Below are 21,509 nucleotides of genomic sequence, written 5' to 3' on the forward strand. Positions count from 1 at the left end.
TCTTTTTGAAATTTCGCTATTTTTACCCTCCCTTTTTTCGGCTATTGCGTATGTATAACGACGGATCAGGACCGGCAACGCCGCACCTTCAGGACACCCGGCCCCGGGCACTCAGTGTCAGTGAGCTCAACCACCAGGCCAGACACCTGTTGGAGTCCAGCTTCATGCAGGTTTGGGTGGAAGGCGAACTCTCCGGATTTTCACGCCCCTCCTCCGGCCATTGGTATTTTTCCCTGAAGGACCGCAAATGCCAGGTTCGCTGCGCCATGTTCCGGGGCATGAACCAGCGTATCCGCGCGCTACCAAAAGAGGGTGATCAGGTACGGATCCGCGGCAAGGTGACCCTCTATGAGAACCGGGGCGATTTCCAGATCATCGTTGAGCATATTGAGCCGGCCGGGCTCGGCGCTTTGCAGCAGGCCTTCGAGGAGCTCAAGCGCAAGCTGCTGGCGGAGGGCCTGTTTGATCAGGCGAGGAAGAAACCACTGCCGTCCCTGCCCCGGCACATCGGTGTGGTTACCTCACCCACCGGCGCCGCGATCCACGACATACTGACTGTCCTGGCCCGTCGCTGCCCCGCCATTCCTATAACACTTTACCCCACGGCGGTGCAGGGCAAGGCCGCCACGGCCGATATTGTTGGCGCCATTGAAGCCGCCCAGAGCCACGGGGTTGCCGACGTGCTGATTATCGGTCGCGGCGGTGGCTCCCTGGAAGATCTCTGGTGCTTCAACGAAGAAGCGGTAGCCCGGGCCATTGCCGCTTGCCGGATTCCCACCGTTAGCGCGGTTGGCCACGAGGTGGATGTCACCATTGCGGATTTCGTCGCGGATCTCCGGGCGCCGACACCTTCGGCGGCGGCGGAAAAGATTTCACCGGACCAGTCTGACTGGCTCAGGCAACTCCGCGAGCGGCAATTCCGTCTTTCCAACGCCATGAGCCTTGCCCTGAAGCGCCTTGGCACCCAGCTCGGGCACCTGGGCGCACGGTTGCGGGACCCGCGACGGGAACTTCTGGAGAAAGCCCAGCGCATGGATGAACTGGAGCTGCGACTTCAGAAGGCTATCCGACAGCGCCTGACAACGGTGGGCGTGCGCAATGATCACCTGCGCCAGAGACTGGTCATGCAGTCACCCCGCCGCCAGCTTTCAGAGAGCCAGGAAGCGTTGCAGCGCGTGAGCGAACGACTGACCTATACCATCCAGCAGGGCCTGAAGCAGCGCCGGGACGACCTTGAACACGCGGCGCAGACCCTGAACGTGGTCAGCCCCCTGGCCACCCTTGGCAGGGGCTATGCCATAGTACGCGACAGCCAGGGGACGATTATCCGGGACACCTCGGAAATAGGCCCGGGCGATACCGTTTCCGCCCGGGTTGCCAGGGGTGAAATGACGGCAAAGGTGACTTCGGTCAAATCTGCAGACATAAACCCGCCAGACTAAGCCAATGGTCTACTAGTCCATGATTTCAAACGGCCTAAAGTTGTCAGGAAACGTATTAAAACAACAACAGGCACGATGAGGTGGAATGTATGGACTACCACTCAGAGTTCCGGCGGTCGATAGACAAACCGGACGATTTCTGGCGTGAACAGGCGGAAAAGATTGACTGGATTGAACCGCCCAAAACCATCTGGCAGCCAACGGACAATGGCCACGGGGAGTGGTTTCCCGACGGCACCCTGAACACCTGCGATGTCGCCCTGGATGCGAACATCCGGGCGGGCCGGGGCGACCAGAAAGCCCTGATCTACGATTCCCCGGTTACTGATACCCAGCGCTCGTACACCTATAACGAACTGACTGATGAAGTTGCCCGCTTCGCCGGCGCTCTGAAAGACCGAGGCATCACCAAGGGTGACCGGGTCATCATCTACATGCCCATGATCCCGGAAGCGGTCATTGCGATGCTGGGCTGCGCGCGGATCGGCGCTATTCACTCTGTGGTCTTTGGCGGCTTTGCTGCCCACGAACTGGCCGTGCGCATTGATGACGCCAAACCCAAGGCGGTGATTACCGCCTCTTGCGGCATCGAAGTCACCAAGCTCATTGAGTACAAGCCTCTGGTCAACAAGGCCATCGACCAGGCCAGCCACAAACCGGAAACCTGCATCGTTTACCAGCGCCCCCAGGTGAAGGCCGATCTTCAGGCTGGCCGTGACCATGACTGGAACGAGTTGATGAAGACAGCTGCACCGGCCGACCCGGTGCCCGTCAAATCAACAGACCCGCTCTATATCCTTTATACCTCAGGCACTACCGGTAAACCCAAGGGTGTGGTGCGTGATAATGGGGGTCACGCGGTTGCGCTCAACTACAGCATGCAACTGGTCTACGACGCCAAACCCGGTGATGTTTACTGGGCCGCCTCCGATGTTGGCTGGGTTGTTGGCCACAGCTACATCGTTTATGCCCCGCTGTTTGCCGGTTGCACCACCATCATGTACGAGGGCAAACCGGTGAAAACACCGGATGCCGGCGCATTCTGGCGGGTGGTTCAGGACCACAAGGTCAACATGCTGTTTACCGCCCCCACCGCATTCCGCGCCGTACGCAAGGAAGATCCGGAAGCGGACCAGCTGTCACGCTACGACATCAGTTCACTGAAACGCCTGTTCCTGGCCGGCGAGCGCCTGGATCCCGCCACCTATGAATGGCTGAAGGAACATACCGGCCTGCCGGTTCTTGACCACTGGTGGCAGACCGAGACCGGCTGGGCTATCTGCTGCAATCCGGTGGGTATTGAAATGATGGCCACCAAGCCGGGCTCGGCGACCGTGCCCTCCCCCGGTTACAACGTTCAGGTCGTAGATATGAACGGCAGCCAGAAACCCGCCGGCGAGCAGGGCCAGATTGCGGTGAAACTGCCCCTGCCGCCGGGCTGCATGATGACGGTCTGGGGCGACGACGAGCGCTTCCGCAAAACCTATCTGGAGCCCATACCGGGGTTCTACAGTTCCGGCGACGGCGGCTTTATTGACGACGACGGCTATGTGTTTGTCATGGGCCGCACCGATGATGTCATCAACGTGGCCGGGCACCGCCTTTCCACTGGCGAGATGGAAGAAGTCGTAGCCTCTCATCCCGCCATAGCCGAGTGCTGCGTGGTGGGTGCTCACGATGACATGAAAGGGCAAATCCCCATCGGGCTGGTTCTCATCAAGGATGGCGCAACCATCGACCATGACGAACTGGAAGACGAACTGGTGGAGATGGTTCGCGACAAGATCGGCGCCATCGCCTGTTTCCGTCGCGCGTTGGTGGTGGATCGACTGCCCAAGACCCGCTCCGGCAAGATCCTGAGACGGGTTATCCGCCAGATCGCTGATGGCGAGGAATACTCGGTGCCCAGCACCATTGATGATCCGGCCATTCTGGAAGAAATCAGCGAGCAATTCCGCCACTGACAAAGGCAGCCTGTCCCATACCCGCCCCCGGTTAACGGGGAGCGGGCATTTATTGTTCAATCAAATCCCAAGCCGTTGTTTTTGCCGACAATAAAACCTGCACGAAAGGTGCAAAAATTTCGTTGACGTCCCCCAAAGTCGGTCTATACTGAAATTGCTGTGAAAATACAGCGGTATTTGGTGAATGCGTTTCAACGTCCTGCCGAAGTGCTCTTCGTTGCCCCTTCCTCAGTACTCTCTGGATTTCTCAGCAACGATTCCATGTGGAATTTTGAAGGTCCCGTGAGGGCAAATTACAGAAAGACAGGAAAGATCAATGTCCGATACTAAAACCGGCCACGTTAAGTGGTTTAACGAGTCCAAAGGCTTTGGCTTCATTGCTCAGGACGGTGGCAGCGACGTGTTTGTTCACTACAGCGCAATCAATGCAAGCGGTTTCCGCACCCTGACCGAAGGCCAGCAGGTGCAGTTCACCGTAACACAGGGCCCGAAAGGCCCGCAGGCGGAAAACGTTACCCCGGTCTAAGGGTATACGCTCCGTCCTTTGCCCCTCACGGGCATCGGAAAACCAACAAGCCGGCATTCGTGCCGGCTTGTGTCGTCAGGACGGCAGGTTTTTCAGGCACCCGCCGATTCAGGTTCGGCTTCCGTCTCAGGCATTTCGATACCCACTGCCTGGGCGACTGCCGAAAACAAGGCCTGCAGGGTGGCAGATGTCGTGTCTTCGGCCAGTGCCGCAGCGCTGCAATGCATACCGTTTGCGGTCAAGCGAATACAGGCCAGTGCGTTGGCATTGGTGCCCTCACCCAGCGCAAACTCGTCGTAAGCCTCGACAGCAATGGAGATATCAAAGCGCATCTCCAGCGCCTCAGATACAGCCTCCACTGCGCCCAGCCCATGGCCATCCAGACGAACCGGCGATGCATCGCGACCCACCGACACCTCGGCATGCACACCCTCTTCGTCCCGGTGCAGATCGTAGGAGCGCAGTGCCCAATCGGCGTGGACTTTCAGATAGCGATCCTCGAACAGGCGATGAATGGTCAGTGAGTCAATCTCGCCACCGTTGGTTTCCGCCTCTCTCTGGACCACCTTGCTGAACTCGATCTGCAACCAGCGTGGCAGACTGATGTTGTAATCCCGCTCCAGTACATAGGCGACACCGCCCTTGCCAGACTGACTGTTGATGCGAACCACTTCCTCATAGCGGCGACCAACATCGAACGGGTCGATGGGCAGATACGCGACGTTCCAGGTTTCGCCACCCTTTCGGCGCGCCAGACACTTGCGAATGGCATCCTGATGGCTGCCTGAGAAGGCGGTGAACACCAGTTCGCCGGCGTAGGGATGGCGTGGATGAGTGGAAATCTCCGTACAGGCCTCAACCACTTCGGTGATCTCCGCCATGCCCGACAGATCCAGCGTGGGATCAATGCCCTGGGAGTAAAGGTTCATGGCCATGGTCACCAGATCCATGTTGCCGGTGCGCTCACCGTTGCCCATCAATGTGCCCTCGACCCGATCGGCCCCTGCCATTACGGCCAGTTCGGCGGCGGCCACGGCACAGCCGCGATCATTGTGGGTATGCACGCTGATGCTGATGTGTTCACGGCGCCGGATGTTGTCGCAGATCCACTCGATCTGGTCCGCAAACACGTTGGGTGTCGCCATTTCAACGGTGGCAGGCAGGTTGATAATCATCGGCTGGCCCTCTTCCGGACGCCAGACCTCACTCACGGCATCAATCACTTCCGCGGCGAAATCCAGCTCGGTACCGGTAAAGCTTTCCGGTGAATACTGGAACGTCCACTCGGTCTCCGGGTGGCGCGCGGCGATGTCACGAACCAGTTTGGCACCATTGACGGCAATGTCCCTGATACCGTCACGATCCAGACCAAACACCTGCTCCCGCTGAACCGTGGAAGTAGAATTGTAGACATGCACGATTGCCTTTCGGGCGCCGGCCAATGCTTCATAGGTACGCTCGATCAACTCAGGACGAGCCTGGGTCAGCACCTGTATCTTCACATCCTCGGGGATGCGATTTTCTTCAATCAGCTTGCGGCAGAAGTCGAAATCCGGTTGGCTGGCAGCGGGAAAGCCAATCTCGATTTCCTTGAAACCCAACTTCACCAGCAATTCGAACATCCGCGTTTTCTGGGCAACAGACATGGGCTTCACCAGTGCCTGATTACCATCCCGAAGATCTACGGCACACCAGGTTGGCGCCTTCTCGATGACCTTGTCCGGCCAGCGACGGTCGGTTTTGGCAACAGGTTTGAACGCAACGTATTTGCGATGATCGAAAGCCATGCGTGTAATTCCTTGCGGTTTCAGAAGTGAATTCTTTGATGGGTACAGGTTAACGCGAAAAAGCTGGTATTTGATTGCGAACTTGAGCGGGGAAGCGTATTTTCTAACCTATAAATTGCTTGATAAACGCCATTCTTGGAATTTTATGACCGAAAACAAGAAAACCCTCGCCAAAATTGACAAGATGGACCGCCGAATTCTCGAACAGATCCAGCAGGATGGCTCCCTGACCAACCAGGAACTGGCAGAGAAAGTCGGGCTATCCCCTTCGCCCTGTCTCCGTCGTGTGCGGGCACTGGAGGATGCCGGTATCATCGTCAGAACCGTCACCATTCTGGACCACAAGAAACTTGGCCTTTCTCTGACGGCGATCATCCTGATTGGCATGGATCGGCATACACCCGAGCGTTTCGCGGCGTTTGAAGAGCAGGTTGCCGAGTACCCGGAGGTGCAGGAGTGCTACCTTATTACCGGCCAGGACGCCGATTACATGCTGAAGGTGGTGGTACCGGACATGGACCATTACCACCATTTCCTGCTGAACCGCATTACCCGCATTCAGGGCGTCAGCGGCGTGCACTCCAGCTTCGTGCTCCGGCGAGTGATCGACAGTACTGCCCTGCCATTGGGGTACCTTTCCTGACTCAGGCGACGAGCTCGCGGACGTAAGCCCTTGCCATACATTTGAGCTCCTCCACCAGTTGTCGACCCTGGGCGTCGGGCAGAGTTACCGCCAACCGGAGGACAGTGCCGGCGGACCTTGGCAACAAAAGGCTTGCGGTCCAGCGCCGATCATCAGGAATCCGGGGACACTCCTCTTTGAGTTTCCGATCCAGATCGCGGGCGTTGGTGTACAGCTCTCTCAGATCCAGCTCCCTCAGCTCAGGCATTGCCTCTACACCACTCCAGATCGCCGAGTAGGCGGGCTCGTGGCGATAGAACTCATAAAACTGATCGATGAGAACGTCTACCGCATCGCTGAGGTTCAGTTCCTGCAACCGTTCCCGCAGAGCCCGCTCCATCTTCTCCACGTGCTGTTCGGCAATGGCATGGACGATGGCTGCCTTGTTGGGAAAGTAGCGGTAGAGAGAAGCCAGCGACATGCCCGATTGTCGGGCAATGGCTGACATGCTCGCAGCATCGACACCGGTCTCATGAAAAATGGCGGCGGCATGGCGAAGGATGGTGTTGACGCGCTCCCGGCTGCGGGCCTGAACCGGCCGGCGCCGCGGGGCGACATCAATAGATTCGTCGGTCATCATCTGTACCTTGTGCAACAGGCTCCGTACAATAATGGCCACTTTACGACAAATAAAGGCTCCGGCGGGCCAACCGCCGCCTGTCCATTAGTCTAACACTTCAGATTTATTACAAACGGAAGACACGATGCGAGCAAGCCGCTACCTGATTGCCACCCAGAAAGAGACCCCCGCCGACGCCGAGATCATCAGTCATCAGTTGATGTTGCGTGCCGGCATGATTCGCAAACTGGCCGCCGGGCTATACACCTGGTTGCCAATGGGCCTGCGTACCCTGCGCAAGGTCGAGCGAATCGTTCGCGAAGAAATGGACAAGAGTGGCGCTCAGGAAGTGTTGATGCCTGCGGTCCAGCCGGCCGAACTCTGGGAGGAATCCGGACGCTGGACCCAGTACGGCGGCGAACTGCTGCGAATGAAAGACCGTCATGGCCGTGATTTCTGTTTCGGACCGACCCACGAAGAGGTCATTACCGACCTGATCCGGAATGAGATCAGCAGCTACAAGGAGTTGCCAGCCAACTTCTACCAGGTTCAGACCAAATTCCGGGACGAGCGTCGCCCCCGGTTTGGCGTGATGCGCGCCCGGGAATTCCTGATGAAGGACGCTTATTCCTTCCATCTGAACGCCGAGTCCCTGAACGAAACCTACGAATTGATGCACCGCACCTACTGCGCCATTTTCGACCGTTTCGGCCTGGATTACCGTGCGGTACAGGCGGACTCCGGCGCCATTGGTGGCAGCGCATCCCACGAGTTCCATGTGCTCGCATCTTCGGGTGAAGATGACATCGTGTTCAGCACCGGGAGCGATTACGCAGCCAACATCGAGAAAGCAGAGGCAGTAGCCCCGAGCGGCACCCGCCCTGCCCCGGCCGAGGAACTCAAGGAAGTCGCCACACCGGATGAGAAAACCATCGAGGCGGTATCGCAGTTGCTGGGCATTGACGCCACCCGCACGGTCAAAACCCTGCTGGTGAAGGCGGAAGCCGACGAAGACGGCAGCTCCGGGCTGGTTGCACTGGTTCTGCGGGGCGATCACACCCTGAACGAGATCAAGGCCGAAAACCTGGCCGGCGTTGCCGAGCCTCTGACAATGGCCACCGATGAGGAAATCGAACAGGCTGTCGGCTGCAAGCCCGGATCTATCGGACCGGTAAACCTCAACGTGCCCGTCATTGTGGACCGCAGTGCCGCGCATCTGGCGGACTTTGTTTGCGGCGCCAACCGGGAAGGCTTCCACCTTACCGGCGTGAACTGGGAGAGAGACGCTGCGCTTGAACGGGTGGAAGACCTGCGCAACGTGGTTGAGGGCGACCCCAGCCCGGATGGCAAGGGCACTCTGGAGATCCGGCGCGGCATTGAAGTGGGCCACATCTTCAAACTTGGCAACAAGTACAGCACTGCCATGAACGCCACGGTTCTCGATGAGAACGGGAAAACCGTGATTATGGACATGGGCTGTTACGGCCTGGGTGTTTCCCGGGTTGTTGCCGCAGCCATTGAACAGAACCACGATGAAAACGGCATCATCTGGCCCGATGCCATTGCGCCTTTCCAGGTGGCCATTGTTACCCTGAACGCCCATAAGTCACCAACCGTTGCCGAGGCCGGAGAAAAGCTTTATGAACAGCTACGCCAAGCCGGTTACGATGTGCTTCTGGACGACCGAAAAGAGCGCCCTGGCGTGAAGTTTGCCGATATGGAATTGATTGGTATCCCGCACCGGTTCGTGGTTTCCGAGCGTGGTCTGGCAGCCGGAACCCTGGAATACAAAGGCAGAAAGGATGCGGAAAAACAGGATGTCCCGGTGGCTGAAGCGCTGCCATTCCTGGTCAACGCATCGCCCCGAAAAGGGCTCTGATCGCTGTCCGCATACGCGGACAAGCCTCTGACGGCACTTGTATAAAGCAGTGCCGTCAGGGATTTTCCCTTCCCGAACCACCCACAATCCCTGGCTCCATTTCCAGGGTGACACCAAACCGGTCAACGACTGACTGACGAACTTCTCTGGCAAGCTCCAGTATGTCGGCACCTGTGCCGCCCGAGTGGTTAATCAGCACCAGCGCCTGTCGGTTATGCACGCCCACCCGGGCATTCCGGAAGCCTTTCCAGCCACTTTGATCGATCAGCCACGCCGCTGCCAGTTTTACCCCCTGCTCCTGAGGATAAGCCACAATATCCGGGTGCCGCTCGCTGAGTGCCTCGAACGTTACTCCGTCAACCACCGGGTTCTTGAAGAAACTTCCGGCGTTCGGAATCATATCCGGGTCCGGCAACTTTCGTCGGCGAATGGCCATTATGGCCTCTGCCACATGCAAAGGGTCGAGGGCGGTTTCCGCTGTATCACCGAGGTACTCCCGGAGATCCCGATATCCGAGCACCAGAGCACGTGAGCGGGACAGGCCCAAACGGATTTCGGTGATCACATAGCGACCCGGCGTCTGTTTGAAGAGGCTGTCGCGGTAGGAAAAACGGCACTGGGCGTTATTGAGAACAACCAGCTCACCCGAATTGCGATCCAGTGCGGTGACGGATTCCAGGCAATCGCCGAGCTCAACACCATAGGCACCAATATTCTGGACGGGCGCCGCTCCGGCCGTGCCCGGGATAAGCGCCAGATTCTCGATACCGCGATAACCGGCCCGGGCAGCATACAGGACCGCCTCATGCCAGTTTTCACCCGCACCAAGCACCAGGGTCGCCCTGTGGTCCTCAATGTGCTCCCAACGGCGGCCACGAATCGCCAGACGCACCACCAGCCCCGCGAAGTCACCCGCGAACACCAGGTTACTGCCGCCCCCCAGAATCAGGACTTCCTGATCCTCTGATGAGGCCCAGTCCAGAGACCTGACCAACTCATCTGAGGTGTGAACTTCGACATAAAAACGGGCTTTGGCCGGCACGTGCAGGGTATTCAGCGCCTCCAGCTCTATGTTTTCCCGAATTTCCGGCTGCTGACTCAAGCCAGGCGCCCCCGGATGTCCGCCAGCAGGCCCTCGCCGGCTTCCTGAATCAGGTCAAGCACGGTTTCAAAACCTGCGTCACCACCGTAATAGGGATCTGGCACCTCCTGGTGGGCCGACTGACCGAACTCCAGAAACAGGGCTGGCCGGGTGCCGCCATTCTGATGCCATACGTCCTTGATGTCCGCCAGGTTCTGGCGATCCATCACCAGCACGTAGTCAAAGGTGTCCAGATCCTCCGGACTGAACTGGCGGGCCCGCAATCCACTGATGTCGATACCCCGCCGACGGGCAGCCTCCTGGGCGCGGGCGTCAGGACTCTTGCCAATGTGCCAGTCACCGGTGCCGCAGGAATCGATGTGGACCTGCTCTGCAAGGCCCGCCTGCTCCACCAGTGAGCGAAACACACCTTCAGCACTGGGCGATCGACAGATGTTGCCCAGGCACACGAAAAGAACGTTTACCGGTTCAGCCATTCTCGCTATTCCTCTTCTCCAGCCAGCCTCGGACCCTGTGCAAATCGGCGTCGGTATCAACGCCGCCCGGCGGGTTGACGGCGGCCACATCCACGTGAATACGGGCACCGTTATAGAGCGCCCTCAACTGTTCCAGAGATTCGGTTACCTCGGTCGGCGCAGGCGCCCAGCTGACAAACTCGGCCAGGACGGAAGCACGGTAACCATAGATGCCGATATGCCGGAAATATCCGACATTATCCGGCAAGGAGGTGTCCAGCCCCGTCAGAGGTGTGCCCTCCAGCCACTGATCCCTGGCCCACGGGATCGGCGCACGGCTGAAATAATGGGCGATCCCCCTGTGATCGAACACCACCTTGACCACATTGGGATTGAACACGTGCTCCGGATCGTGGATCCGCTCACACAGTGTGGCAATGGCGACTTCAGGATAAAACTCCAGATTGTCGGCCACCTGGTTGATCAGTTCGGGCGGGATCAGGGGCTCGTCACCCTGCACGTTAACGACCCGACGATCCGGCCCGAAACCCAGCACCCGTGCAACCTCCTCAAGACGGTCTGTGCCGCTGGCGTGATTGGGTGATGTCATGACCACTTCTGCACCGAAGCCTTCGCATGCGGTCCGGATCCGATCATCGTCCGTGGCGACAACGACCCTGTCTGCGCGGCTTTCCGCGGCACGCTCACAGACATGCTGGATCATCGGCTTGCCGGCAATGTCTGCCAGAGGCTTGCCCGGAAGGCGGCTGGACGCATAGCGGGCCGGAATCACAACGGTAAAAGACATGTAGTAACCACCTGGCTGACTTGGGTTTAACGCTTGTGCAGACGCTCATCAGTAGAGAGCGTCCGGGCTTCGGTAGCCAACATCACAGGAATCCCCTCGCGGATCGGGAACGCCATGGCGTCCTGGTAACAGACCAGCTCGGTTCTGTCCTCGTTGAGTTTCAGATCGCCCTTACACACCGGACAGGCCAACAGCGCCAACAGTTTTTTATCCATGTTGCTTACTCACTTGATATCAGGAAGTTAACGGCTCGGAACATTGGCGAACCCGGGCCAGAAACGCGTCCCGGAACGGCCCCGGCAATCTGGCCTCAACGTTGAGGCTCCAGGCATTATCGGGTGCAAATTCCCGGCATTTCACCGCGTCTTTTGCGGTCATGACTATCAACTCATCGGTATCACTGTTCAGATCCTCAGGACGGAAACGATGGTGATCCGGAAAGGCCGCTTCGGTAACATCGGCGCCAAGGGTTCTCAGTGTATCGAAAAACCGGGCCGGGTTTCCGATCCCGGCCACAGCCCTCACGGCCTTGCCCCTGAGATCGCCAACGGCTCTCGACTCCCCTGTTTTCAGGTGAACAAGGGTTGCAGGCTCAAGAATCATGGAAAATATCGCAGGGTGGTCAATGCCAACAAAGCTTTCCATGGCCTGCTCTGAAAGCTCTTTGCCATTTACAATAACAAAGTCCACAGAAGCCAGTCGCGAAACCGGCTCCCGAAGCGGGCCAACGGGGATCAAGGCGCCGTTACCGATGCCCCTTTGCCCATCAAATACCGACAGCTCCAGGTCTCTGGGCAACTTGTAGTGTTGAAGGCCGTCGTCACAAATCAGCACATCACCCAGGTTTTTCTCAAGAGCGTAATCGGCGCCCCGTCGGCGGCGCGGATCAACAACAACCGGGCACCCGGTGCTCAGCGCCAGCATGACAGGCTCGTCACCGGCTTCGGAAGGACTGGTCTCCGCCGCAACTTCCAGCGGGTACTGGACAGCATCGCCACCATAACCCCTGCTGAGAATAACCGGCCGCCAGCCATCGGATGCCAGTGCGGAAACCAGCCAGGCGGTGAGCGGCGATTTGCCGGTTCCACCGGCAGTGATGTTGCCAACCACAATGACCGGAACCGGGAGCGACGCATCTCTCGCATCCCAGGCGGCCCGACGGCGGGCTTCCGCGATGCTCCGGTACAGCCAAGACAGCGGTGCCAGAAAAGCCAGAGGGCGCTTCCTTCCATACCAGAGACGCTCAACCAGCGAACTCATGGCAGATTGCACCGCGCTCATGACTGCTCGCTGAACTGCATCTGGTGCAATTGAGCGTAAGCGCCGCCAGCGGCAAGGAGTTCGTCATGTCGACCGGATTCGGCGATCCGGCCGTTGTCCATCACCAGAATTCGGTCTGCTTTCTCGATGGTGGAAAGACGATGCGCAATGACCAGAGTGGTACGGCCCTGCATAACCGTTTCCAGCGCTTCCTGGATGTGACGCTCAGATTCCGTATCCAGCGCCGATGTGGCTTCATCAAGGATCAGAATCGGGGCGTTCTTGAGCAGCGCCCGGGCGATGGCGAGCCGCTGTCGCTGCCCACCGGAAAGCATGACTCCATTGTCACCGATCATGGTGTCCAGGCCTTCGGGCATACGATCAATAAATTCCAGCGCATGAGCCTTGGCGGCAGCCTCGCGGATTTCTTCGCGCGTGCAGTTCCGGAGAGAGCCATAAGCTATGTTGGCCGCGATACTATCGTTAAAAAGCACTACATTCTGGTTCACGAGTGCAATCTGGGACCGAAGCCCTTTCAGGGAAAACTCCTTTAGCGAATGCCCATCGATACGAATGTCACCGCCGGTGTATTCATAGAATCTTGGAATGAGACTCACCAGGGTGGACTTTCCGCTCCCTGAACGACCGACAAGTGCCACACTCTGACCGGCAGGAATGCTAAAGGAGATACCTTCCAGAACATTATCGAGCTGATCCCGGTACCGAAAGGCCACCTCATCAAACTCGATGTCGCCCTCAACGCGATCCGGCGAATACGTACCCGGATCCTGTTCCGGCGATTCGTCGATTGTTTCGAACACATCGTAAGCGGCTGCAACGCCCTTCTGGATCTTGGCGTGAACAGAGGTAACCTGACGGATGGGCTTGGCCATGGTCGTCGCTGCCGTAATGAATGCTACCAGCTGACCCGTGGTCATCTCACCGCGAATTTCAGGCGCCAGCATCATCCAGACCAATCCGGCAATGGCGATGGCCACCAGTACCTGAATCACCGGAACACTGATCGCCTGAGTGGATGCCATCTTCAAACTTTGCTTGAGGTTTCTATTGTTAACCTCTTGAAAACGACCACGTTCATAATCCTCACCACCAAAGGTGCGAACAACGCGATAGCCGGTAATCGATTCAGAGGCCACATGGGTTATATCGCCCATCGAGCCCTGGATCCGCTGACTGATCTTGCGGAAGCGTTTGCTGGCATAGCTTACAACCGCGGCAATGAGCGGCCCCACCGCCAGGAAAATCAGCGTGAGTTTCCAGTTGGTGTAGAACATGTAACCCAGCAGACCGACGATGGTCAGACCTTCACGGAGCGTGATGGTCACGGCGTTGGTCGTCGCCTCCGCCACCTGCTCGACGTTAAAGGTAAGCTTGGACACCAGCCGTCCCGCCGCGTTGTCATCGAAATAGCGGGAAGGCAGTGTCATCAGTCGATCAAACACATCGTTACGAAGCGCATTGATGACCTGACGCCCGACATAGCTGATGAAGTACTGGCTCAGGAAGGTGCCCAGCCCACGGAATGCGAAGACGCCAACGATAACCAGCGTCAGCATCAGACGATTCTGCTCGGTCGGATTCTCGATCGCCGCAATGACGTATTCCATGGCTGCCGCCATACCAGTCGATGCAGCGGCATAGATAATGTTGCCGAGTACTGCAAGGGAGAAGGCCAGCAGGAAGGGCTTCACATAGGCGAGCAGGCGTTTGTAGGTTTCCCAGCTGCCCGCCGGCAGGCCGGCCGCAGGGTCTGGTAAAGGCTCGGGTACCTTCACTGGCTCTCAGCCTCCCGCTCAGTGGTGATACTGAGCTTGGCGAACCCCAGGCGTCCGGCAACGTCCATGGCACGAACCACAAATTCATGGGGTGTGCGAGCGTCAGCGGTAATGATGAACGGAAGCGAGTTATTGCCTTCAGCCAGTTCACGGACACCCCGCTCAAGGGTTTCCCGCCGATTATTGACCAATGTGCGGTCGTTCAGGATGTACTGCCCCTCGGCATTGATCACCACGTCGATCTGCTGCACTTCAGATGCCGGCGCAGGCTCGCCACTGGCCTCAGGCAATTCAACCTGCAGATGGCTCTCGCGGGTAAAGGTCGTGGAAACCATAAAGAAAATCAGCAGCAGAAACACCACGTCGATCAGTGGCGTCAGGTCTACCCCGACTTCCTGGCTCCTCTGGCGCTTGAACTTCACGGCGTTCAGGCTCCTTCCACGTCGATTTCGCGGTCTCCGTGCACTACCTCAACCAGCTTGATCGCTTCCTGTTCCATGCCGACGACCAGCTCATCCACTCTCCGGATAAAGTAGCGGTGGCAGATAAGTGCCGGGATGGCGACGCTCAGGCCAGCGGCCGAAGTAATAAGCGCTTCAGAGATACCACCGGCGAGGTTGCCGGCGTTGCCAACCCCGGCCAATTGGATCTCGGCAAATACCTTGATCATGCCAATGACGGTGCCAAGCAGCCCCAGCAGAGGGGTGATCGTCGCAACGGTGCCCAGCGGGTTAAGGAAACGCTCCAGGTCATGGATGACCTGGCTTGCCTCGTGCTCGATGCTTTCTTTCATGATTTCGCGGCCATGCTTGGCGTTAAGCAGGCCACCGGCAAGAATCCGGCCCAGGGGTGATGACCCCTGCAGGGCTTTCAGTTTCCGGCCATTGAGTTCTTTCTTCTTGATCCAGCGCCATAACTCATTGATGGTCTGGGGGGGCGCGACCCTGGAGGCGCGAAGGGTCCAGAAACGCTCCAGAATGATGGCCAGCGCCAGAATGGAGCAGGCAACAATTGGCACCATCAGAATGCCACCGGCTTTCAACAGCTCGAACACGCTTGGTCTCCCTGATTGTTTGCAAGCCGCGCTACTTTAGCATAGCTACCCGTGGAGGCCACACCTGCAATGTCACGGTATTTTACATTGGTCGCGGGCAAGCCCCGAACTACCGATCCAGAACGACGAGCCATGCCGCATTTCCTTGAATACCAGCTTGTTATCGACAACGGTCATCTCGACGCTGCCTGAACATGCTGTGTTCAGCGGCACCGCTCCGACCCCCGCGTAACGTGCGGTTACCGTCGGGTGGGGATGACCGTACCGGTGGCGATAACCAGCGGTATAGATGACCCGATCTGGTCTCAGCACGCGCACCCAGGGTTCGGAAGATGAGGTTTTGCTCCCGTGGTGGGGCGCAACGAGCACGCGAGTCGAAGGAACCTGAACGTCCTCTCGGCCAGCCATATAAGCCAGATACTCTGCCTCCACGGGTTCGGTAATATCTCCCGGCAAGAGCCACTCAGTTCCGGAGTCAGGGTGGTAGATACGCAACACACAGGAAGCGTCGTTGCCCTCTTGAGCGCCCTCACCCTGCCAGAACTCGAGGACCAATCCTCCCAGCCTTTCTTCAGCCTGTTTGCAGGCTTGCACAGGCAGTTCGCCAACCTGCTGTCTGACCGCCGCAGGCTCACCAGCAATGACACGGCCGACACTGACGTTCCGGGAAAGCTCCGAGATGCCACCGGCATGATCGCTGTCGGCGTGGCTGATCACGAGGGTGTCAATTCGCTTGATTCCTTCAGCCGCCAGATTGGGCAAAAGCGTGGATTCGACGGCCGAAAACACGTCGGGCACGGCAGGACCGGTATCGTAGACAAGAACCTCGCGCCCGTGTCGGACCAGAACTGAAAGGCCCTGCCCAACATCCCATACCCTTACAACTGGCACTGCCACGTACGAATTCCTTTCGGAAGAAGGAGCCGGATACACCAGCCAAAACACCGCAGAAAGGACCGCCACAAGCCGGAACATGGCGAAAGGCATACACAATACCGCGACGCTCAGCAACGCCCAGCCAAACAGCTCCGGGACACCAGCCCGGATGTCCGGCGCCTGCCACTGCGCAAGCCACATGAGCAATTGCCACAGAACACCGAGGGTTAGATCGAATATTGGCAGGAACAGCTGGGCGGCGCCTGGAACTACGGCGGCAAGCAACCCACCCGCGACAAGCACTGGCATAACTACAAGGGATACCCAGGGAATCGCGACCAGGTTGGCCAACAAACCTACCAGGGGCTGGCCCTGCCCCAGTATTTCGAGGATTGGCCATAATCCGCCAAAAACCGCGAGCTGGGCCAGGACGAGTCCTCTCAGCCACCCGGTTCCAGCCAGTCGCGACGAGAATACAGTGATCAGGGTGGCAACCGCAGCGAACGAAAGCCAGAATCCCTGGTCCAGGGGCGCGAAAGGGTCCAGCACAAGAACGGCAGCCAACGCGGCCAGGAAAACGTGCCAGACCGGGGCCTGACGACTCATCAGTACCAGCCACCCACCGGCCACAACCATCACCAGAGCCCTCTGGGTTGGAACGGTAAATCCCGCCGCCAGGGCATAAACGAGACCGCAGAGGATAACGGCCAGGAAGGCAAACCAACGCCTTGAGCTATCGCTGACTATCTGTGCCGGAAAAGTCAGCAACAGTCGCCGGCACAGAAACCCTGCCCCCAGGGCGATCAGACCCAGGTGCAGGCCCGATATGGCAACCAGGTGAATGGTGCCGGTCGCCTTGAGCACATCCCAGTGCTTCTGTTCCATGTGGCCGCGATGACCTATGAGCAACGAAGAAACCAGCGGAAAATGACGGGCACCGCCAAATTGCTCGATGGTCCATTGGTGAAGCAAACGATGCAGCTTCCGGTACTGGCAATGGACGAAACACCCGACATCCCGGTCAACCTTCACGCTACGAATGCTGCCCGTGGCCCGGTAGCCCTTGCGAAACAGCCAGTCCTCGTAGCGAAAGCCCGCGGGGTTCAGGGAGCCGTGGGGGCGCTTGAGCACAACTTCCAGCCGCAGACGTTGGCCCGGGAGCCGCTCCATTCCGTGACCGTACCAGGACAACCTGAGCAGGTCCGGCATCCTTGCTTCCTCTCGGGTCGGGATGGGAAGGTTGTGCCACTGGGTGACACAGAAACTGAAACGTAAACTGTTGAAGCTACCTGGCGAAGGAATATCACATACGTATCCCGAGACAGAGAGACGCTCGCGTTCCAGGCTTGCCGGCAGAACCGTTGAAAGCCGGTCACTGGCATGCCACGAGGCCCAGGAGAGTCCGACGATGAGGCCAAGAGCAGATACGAATGCGGAGCTGGCAAAGGTCGGGGAAACGCAGATCCGGCCGAAGGCCAGCAGTGGTATCGCGGCTATCAACCACGTGGGAGGTGGCAGTATCGACAACCAATACAGTAAGATAACGCCACAAGAGAAGGCGATAACGCCCAGCGCTGCGGAACCGGAGTCGCCCGAAGGGCCCACCGGTCTGTTGATACTTCCGGACAATCCTTGTCCTCCTGTATGTCACAAACACCGGCAACATCCGATGAGCCGGTCTACTAACTCCGTCTAAAGGCAGAACTTCCAATGCCAAAGAAGTTCATGAAACGCTATCTGCCCTCACCAGAGAAGGTGCAAGCGATGCAGTCGCTGAGCTTTCTGGGCGATATCTTTCATGAACCGAACCTGTGGCACATCAACCGTCATAGTGTTGCGCGGGCCTTTCTCGTCGGCATCTGGTTCTGCTTTATTCCCATGCCCTTCCAGATGCTCGCGGCGGCCTTTTTTGCCATCTGGTTCAATGCCAACCTGCCGCTTTCAGTAGTCCTGGTATGGATCAGCAACCCTGTAACCATGCCGCCGATGTTCTATTTCAACTACAAGATTGGCGCCTGGGCTCTGGATCGGCCTGTACTCAGTTTTGATTTTGAGCTCTCGTGGTCCTGGATCAGCGAGCGGCTGCTGGATATCGGCATTCCCCTCTATCTCGGGTCCCTGGTGGTCGCAACGGTCTCCGCTTGCGTGGCCTACCTGATTATCCAGTATCTGTGGCGCCGGAAAATTCGCTCTGACTGGCAGGTGCGAAGGACCGCACGACTCAGACGCCGTCGTGAGGCTGATCAGGCTTCCTGAATCAGGCGACCCTGCTCAAGCCGCATAACACGCCCCAGGCTTCTGGCCATTTTCATGTCATGGGTGACCATGACAAAGGCAATACCCAGCTGATCCCTCAATGACTCGATCAGCGCCTGCACACCTTCTCCGGTATGTTCATCGAGGTTGCCCGTCGGTTCGTCCATCAGAACACAGTCCGGTTCGTTGACCAGTGCGCGGGCAATGGCCACCCGCTGGCGTTCGCCACCGGACAGCTCGCCGGGTTTGTGATCCAGCCGTTCGGCAAGCCCAACCCGCTGCAGCAGGCTGGCCGCCTTGTCCCTCGACCTGGATACCGCCATACCGCCCAACGCACAAGGCATCATCACGTTTTCCAGAGCGGTGAACTCCGGCAACAGGTGATGGAACTGATAGACAAACCCGAGATGGGCATTCCGGAACCGGGCGCGCCGTCCCTCGGAAAGCCGGTGAATGTCTTCGCCACAAATGGAAATCTGGCCGGAAGATGGCTTGTCGAGCCCCCCCAATAAGTTGAGCAACGTGGTTTTTCCGGCACCACTGCTGCCCACTATGGCAACCGTCTCCCCCTGTGCGACTTCGAGCGAGATATCCGAAAAAATGGTGAGCTTGCCGAGACCCTCGTTATAGGTCCGGGTCACCTGACGGCAGTCTATTACCAGGGCAGAGTGTGCCATTGCGGATTGTTCCTTACTCATAACGAAGCGCCTCCGCCGGATCCACCCTGGAGGCCCGCCAGGCCGGATAAATCGTTGCCAACAGACTCATGGCGAGGCCGGCTCCACTGATGATAAACACGTCCTGCCATTGCAGCTGGGAAGGCAGATAGCTGATGAAGTAAACGTCCGCGCTCAGGAACTGGTGGCCGAGCGCTCCCTCCAGCCAGGAAATAAAGGCACTGATGTTGAGCGCTCCGAAAACGCCCAGCGCCGTGCCAACAATGGTTCCGAAGATACCGATGACCGCCCCCTGAACAATGAAGATCCGCATGATGCGTCCCGGTGTTGCCCCCATGGTCCTGAGGATGGCGATGTCACCGGTTTTATCGGTAACCACCATCACCAACGTGGACACGATATTGAATGCAGCGACAGCCACGATAAACATCAGCAGCAGGCCGATCATGGTTTTCTCCATGCGGATGGCCTGGAACAGGTTGCCGTGGGTTCGGGTCCAGTCGGATACGTAATACCGGCCGCCCAGCGACTCAGCAGCCTGCTGCGACACCCTGGGAGCGGCAAAAAGGTCATCCACCAGCAGGCGAATACCCTCGGCTTTGCCCCCGGTCCGCATGAGCTTGGCGGCATCATCCATGTGAATCAGGGTGTAATTGCCATCCAGTTCTGCCCCGACACTGAAGATGCCTTTGACCGTGAACCTTTTGAGCCTGGGCAGGACCCCGGCCGGCGTAACCGAGGCTTCCGGCAGGACCACGGTTACCTTGTCACCGATCTGAAGACGCAGGCTGGCCGCCATCAACCGACCGATGATGATGCCGAATTCACCAGAAACCAGATCGTTGAGACTGCCTTCGACCATGTGGTTTTCAATGATGGAGACCGTTCGTTCCTCCTCCGGGAGAATGCCGTTAAGCACGACCCCGCGAACATTTCCACCGCCGGTAACCATACCCTGCCCCTGTATGAAAGGCGCAGCAGCCAGCACGCGGGGGTGCTGCTGCATCTTCGCGTCGATTGATTGCCAGTCGTCGAGCGGCCCGGCGCCCTGAATGGTAGCGTGGGGCACCATCCCGAGAATTCTCTGCTTAAGCTCCCGATCGAAACCGTTCATGACCGAGAGCACGATGATCAGAACCGCAACTCCCAGCATCAGCCCGATTATGGAGGTCAGGGAAATAAAGGAAATGAAGTGATTGCGGCGTTTGGCGGCCGTGTAACGCAAGCCAATATAGAATGATAAGGGTCTGAACATTGAGAGGTGCCTATTGCTACCTTCCGGTCTGTCGTGGTCTGGTTTTCCCGGGTACCTTCCAGCACGACGGGAAACTGCTAAACTGTTCTGTACCAAATAAAAAATCAGCCTTCCGGAGCCGCGATGCAGTCGTCCGACATCCCCAACGAACCGGTGGACTATTCACCCGAACGGCGGGACTTTTTCCGCATTGAAGACCGGATCGGCCTGGAGATCCGCAAGCTGGCGCGTGGCACCGCAATGGAAGAAGATGCCTTCGACGGCGACCATCTTGAGAGCCTGAAAGCTGAATTCAGGCGGCTGGATCAGGACGTTAAATCCCAGCTTGCCAGCCTTGCCGACAAAGACCGGCTGCTTACCGGACTGATCAAATCCCTGAACGGCAAGCTGGACACGCTTGCGCGCATTATGGCCTTTGAGCAAAATCCGTTGCAACCTGAGGACTGGCAGGAAGTAACCCTGAGCGAGGGTGGGCTGTCGTTCTTTAGCAGCACCCCTGCCTGGCAGCCGGGAGACCGGCTCGCTGTTCGAATGACCCTCCCACCCGAACTTTTCCAGCCCCGCGCAGTTGCCCGAGTTATTGAGGTACACCCCGATTCGTCAGGCGGAGCAAGGGTCCACACCGAATTCGCCCGGATTGAGGACAGCGATCGCCAGCAAATCGCACGACATGTGATGCGGTGGCAGATTCGACAGCGTCAAAAGGAGTAGACTGGGGAAAAACGAGTGACTTTTGCTAATCTTTTTCGGATATTACGCTTTATCCATGTCCTCCCGAGGACATCAGTTTTCATGGAGACCCATCAATGAGAAAGCAAACTACCCTGTTCGGCGCACTGGCAGTGACTGCCACACTGGCCCTTTTCCCGATGATGTCCGCGGTAGCTGAAGAAGTCCGCGTGCCAGTTGGCACCCAGGCCGATCGCGACCAGGCCAGCTTCCCCGGCTCTGGCATGAGCCAGTCATCAGTGCGCGCTTCCTGGGGTGCACCCGTGGAAATTGAAGGTCCCGTGGGCCAGCCACCGATCACCCAGTGGCACTATCAGGGCTTTATCGTGTATTTCGAAGGCGACCGGGTTATCCATACCGTTCTCAAGCCGAATCGCTGAAGGCCCGAGGGGCCTTTCCAGG

The 21,509-nt window shown here is 58.2% G+C and carries 21 protein-coding genes; 8 read left to right on the forward strand and 13 right to left on the reverse strand.

Annotation, left to right across the window (positions count from 1 at the left end; translation table 11 throughout):
• The first annotated feature begins 50 nt into the window (after window positions 1–50).
• From xseA to AC5JQH_RS01280, 3 genes are all read left to right on the forward strand, one after another.
• Window positions 51–1,442: an exodeoxyribonuclease VII large subunit gene (gene xseA / locus AC5JQH_RS01270; protein ID WP_482931282.1), complete on the forward strand. Its 1,392-nt coding sequence runs from the start codon at window positions 51–53 to the stop codon at window positions 1,440–1,442.
• A gap of 89 nt (window positions 1,443–1,531) precedes the next feature.
• Complete coding sequence (locus AC5JQH_RS01275) at window positions 1,532–3,406, forward strand: propionyl-CoA synthetase (protein ID WP_482931283.1); 1,875 nt, start codon at window positions 1,532–1,534, stop codon at window positions 3,404–3,406.
• Between the two features lie 316 nt (window positions 3,407–3,722).
• The gene (locus AC5JQH_RS01280) at window positions 3,723–3,932 is read left to right on the forward strand and encodes a cold-shock protein (RefSeq protein WP_008169155.1); all 210 of its coding nucleotides are present in this window, start codon (window positions 3,723–3,725) and stop codon (window positions 3,930–3,932) included.
• A 92-nt stretch (window positions 3,933–4,024) separates the two neighbouring features.
• On the opposite strand, the gene leuA is transcribed toward AC5JQH_RS01280, so the two are convergent.
• Entirely contained in the window at window positions 4,025–5,719 is a 1,695-nt protein-coding gene (gene leuA, locus AC5JQH_RS01285; protein ID WP_338354687.1) for a 2-isopropylmalate synthase, read from the reverse strand.
• Between the two features lie 145 nt (window positions 5,720–5,864).
• Between leuA and AC5JQH_RS01290 the strand changes: the two genes are divergently transcribed.
• Entirely contained in the window at window positions 5,865–6,362 is a 498-nt protein-coding gene (locus AC5JQH_RS01290; protein ID WP_008169158.1) for an Lrp/AsnC family transcriptional regulator, read from the forward strand.
• A 1-nt stretch (window position 6,363) separates the two neighbouring features.
• Here AC5JQH_RS01290 and AC5JQH_RS01295 read toward each other — a convergent pair whose 3' ends face one another.
• Window positions 6,364–6,978 carry a TetR/AcrR family transcriptional regulator gene (locus AC5JQH_RS01295; RefSeq protein ID WP_041646252.1) on the reverse strand — a complete coding sequence of 205 codons (615 nt, stop codon included), beginning with the start codon at window positions 6,976–6,978 and terminating at the stop codon, window positions 6,364–6,366.
• 127 nt (window positions 6,979–7,105) lie between these two features.
• On the opposite strand from AC5JQH_RS01295, the gene AC5JQH_RS01300 reads away from it, so the two are divergent.
• Window positions 7,106–8,839: a proline--tRNA ligase gene (locus AC5JQH_RS01300; RefSeq protein ID WP_405420210.1), complete on the forward strand. Its 1,734-nt coding sequence runs from the start codon at window positions 7,106–7,108 to the stop codon at window positions 8,837–8,839.
• Window positions 8,840–8,894: 55 nt separating this feature from the next.
• Here AC5JQH_RS01300 and murB read toward each other — a convergent pair whose 3' ends face one another.
• The 9 genes from murB to AC5JQH_RS01345 all read right to left on the reverse strand — a co-directional run bounded on the left by murB (window position 8,895) and on the right by AC5JQH_RS01345 (window position 17,819).
• Window positions 8,895–9,941, reverse strand: coding sequence for a UDP-N-acetylmuramate dehydrogenase (gene murB, locus AC5JQH_RS01305; RefSeq protein ID WP_008169164.1), 1,047 nt, complete (start codon window positions 9,939–9,941; stop codon window positions 8,895–8,897).
• The gene (locus tag AC5JQH_RS01310) at window positions 9,938–10,417 is read right to left on the reverse strand and encodes a low molecular weight protein-tyrosine-phosphatase (RefSeq protein WP_053112211.1); all 480 of its coding nucleotides are present in this window, start codon (window positions 10,415–10,417) and stop codon (window positions 9,938–9,940) included. The genes murB and AC5JQH_RS01310 overlap by 4 nt, the downstream gene beginning before the upstream one ends.
• Window positions 10,410–11,204 carry a 3-deoxy-manno-octulosonate cytidylyltransferase gene (gene kdsB, locus AC5JQH_RS01315; RefSeq protein ID WP_493805199.1) on the reverse strand — a complete coding sequence of 265 codons (795 nt, stop codon included), beginning with the start codon at window positions 11,202–11,204 and terminating at the stop codon, window positions 10,410–10,412. The genes AC5JQH_RS01310 and kdsB overlap by 8 nt, the downstream gene beginning before the upstream one ends.
• A 26-nt stretch (window positions 11,205–11,230) precedes the next feature.
• Window positions 11,231–11,419 (reverse strand): Trm112 family protein, encoded by a 189-nt coding sequence (locus AC5JQH_RS01320; protein WP_008169170.1) that lies wholly within the window; start codon window positions 11,417–11,419, stop codon window positions 11,231–11,233.
• Window positions 11,420–11,438: 19 nt separating this feature from the next.
• On the reverse strand, window positions 11,439–12,485 hold the full coding sequence (gene lpxK, locus AC5JQH_RS01325; RefSeq protein ID WP_273083596.1) for a tetraacyldisaccharide 4'-kinase: 1,047 nt from the start codon (window positions 12,483–12,485) through the stop codon (window positions 11,439–11,441).
• Window positions 12,482–14,260: a lipid A export permease/ATP-binding protein MsbA gene (gene msbA / locus AC5JQH_RS01330; protein ID WP_491713579.1), complete on the reverse strand. Its 1,779-nt coding sequence runs from the start codon at window positions 14,258–14,260 to the stop codon at window positions 12,482–12,484. The genes lpxK and msbA overlap by 4 nt, the downstream gene beginning before the upstream one ends.
• Window positions 14,257–14,682: an ExbD/TolR family protein gene (locus AC5JQH_RS01335; RefSeq protein WP_014577411.1), complete on the reverse strand. Its 426-nt coding sequence runs from the start codon at window positions 14,680–14,682 to the stop codon at window positions 14,257–14,259. Before AC5JQH_RS01335 ends, msbA begins: the two co-directional genes overlap by 4 nt.
• A 5-nt stretch (window positions 14,683–14,687) precedes the next feature.
• A complete protein-coding gene (locus AC5JQH_RS01340; RefSeq protein ID WP_493805200.1) occupies window positions 14,688–15,314 on the reverse strand; it encodes a MotA/TolQ/ExbB proton channel family protein in 627 nt (208 codons plus the stop codon).
• A gap of 72 nt (window positions 15,315–15,386) precedes the next feature.
• On the reverse strand, window positions 15,387–17,819 hold the full coding sequence (locus AC5JQH_RS01345; protein WP_493805201.1) for a DNA internalization-related competence protein ComEC/Rec2: 2,433 nt from the start codon (window positions 17,817–17,819) through the stop codon (window positions 15,387–15,389).
• An 81-nt stretch (window positions 17,820–17,900) separates the two neighbouring features.
• Between AC5JQH_RS01345 and AC5JQH_RS01350 the strand changes: the two genes are divergently transcribed.
• Window positions 17,901–18,446 (forward strand): DUF2062 domain-containing protein, encoded by a 546-nt coding sequence (locus tag AC5JQH_RS01350; RefSeq protein WP_491713581.1) that lies wholly within the window; start codon window positions 17,901–17,903, stop codon window positions 18,444–18,446.
• On the opposite strand, the gene AC5JQH_RS01355 is transcribed toward AC5JQH_RS01350, so the two are convergent.
• Window positions 18,434–19,123, reverse strand: coding sequence for an ABC transporter ATP-binding protein (locus tag AC5JQH_RS01355; protein WP_014577413.1), 690 nt, complete (start codon window positions 19,121–19,123; stop codon window positions 18,434–18,436). The genes AC5JQH_RS01350 and AC5JQH_RS01355 overlap by 13 nt on opposite strands.
• 13 nt (window positions 19,124–19,136) lie before the next feature.
• On the reverse strand, window positions 19,137–20,378 hold the full coding sequence (locus AC5JQH_RS01360; RefSeq protein WP_008169188.1) for a lipoprotein-releasing ABC transporter permease subunit: 1,242 nt from the start codon (window positions 20,376–20,378) through the stop codon (window positions 19,137–19,139).
• 123 nt (window positions 20,379–20,501) lie between these two features.
• Here AC5JQH_RS01360 and AC5JQH_RS01365 point away from each other — a divergent pair, with 123 nt between their 5' ends.
• Together AC5JQH_RS01365 and AC5JQH_RS01370 are read left to right on the forward strand one after the other, a co-directional pair.
• Window positions 20,502–21,089, forward strand: coding sequence for a PilZ domain-containing protein (locus tag AC5JQH_RS01365; protein ID WP_491713582.1), 588 nt, complete (start codon window positions 20,502–20,504; stop codon window positions 21,087–21,089).
• Window positions 21,090–21,184: 95 nt separating this feature from the next.
• Window positions 21,185–21,487, forward strand: a complete 303-nt coding sequence (locus tag AC5JQH_RS01370) for a hypothetical protein (RefSeq protein WP_008169190.1) — start codon at window positions 21,185–21,187, stop codon at window positions 21,485–21,487.
• The last annotated feature ends 22 nt before the right edge of the window (window positions 21,488–21,509 follow it).

The sequence above is a fragment of the Marinobacter sp. H13 genome (genome assembly GCF_059072335.1).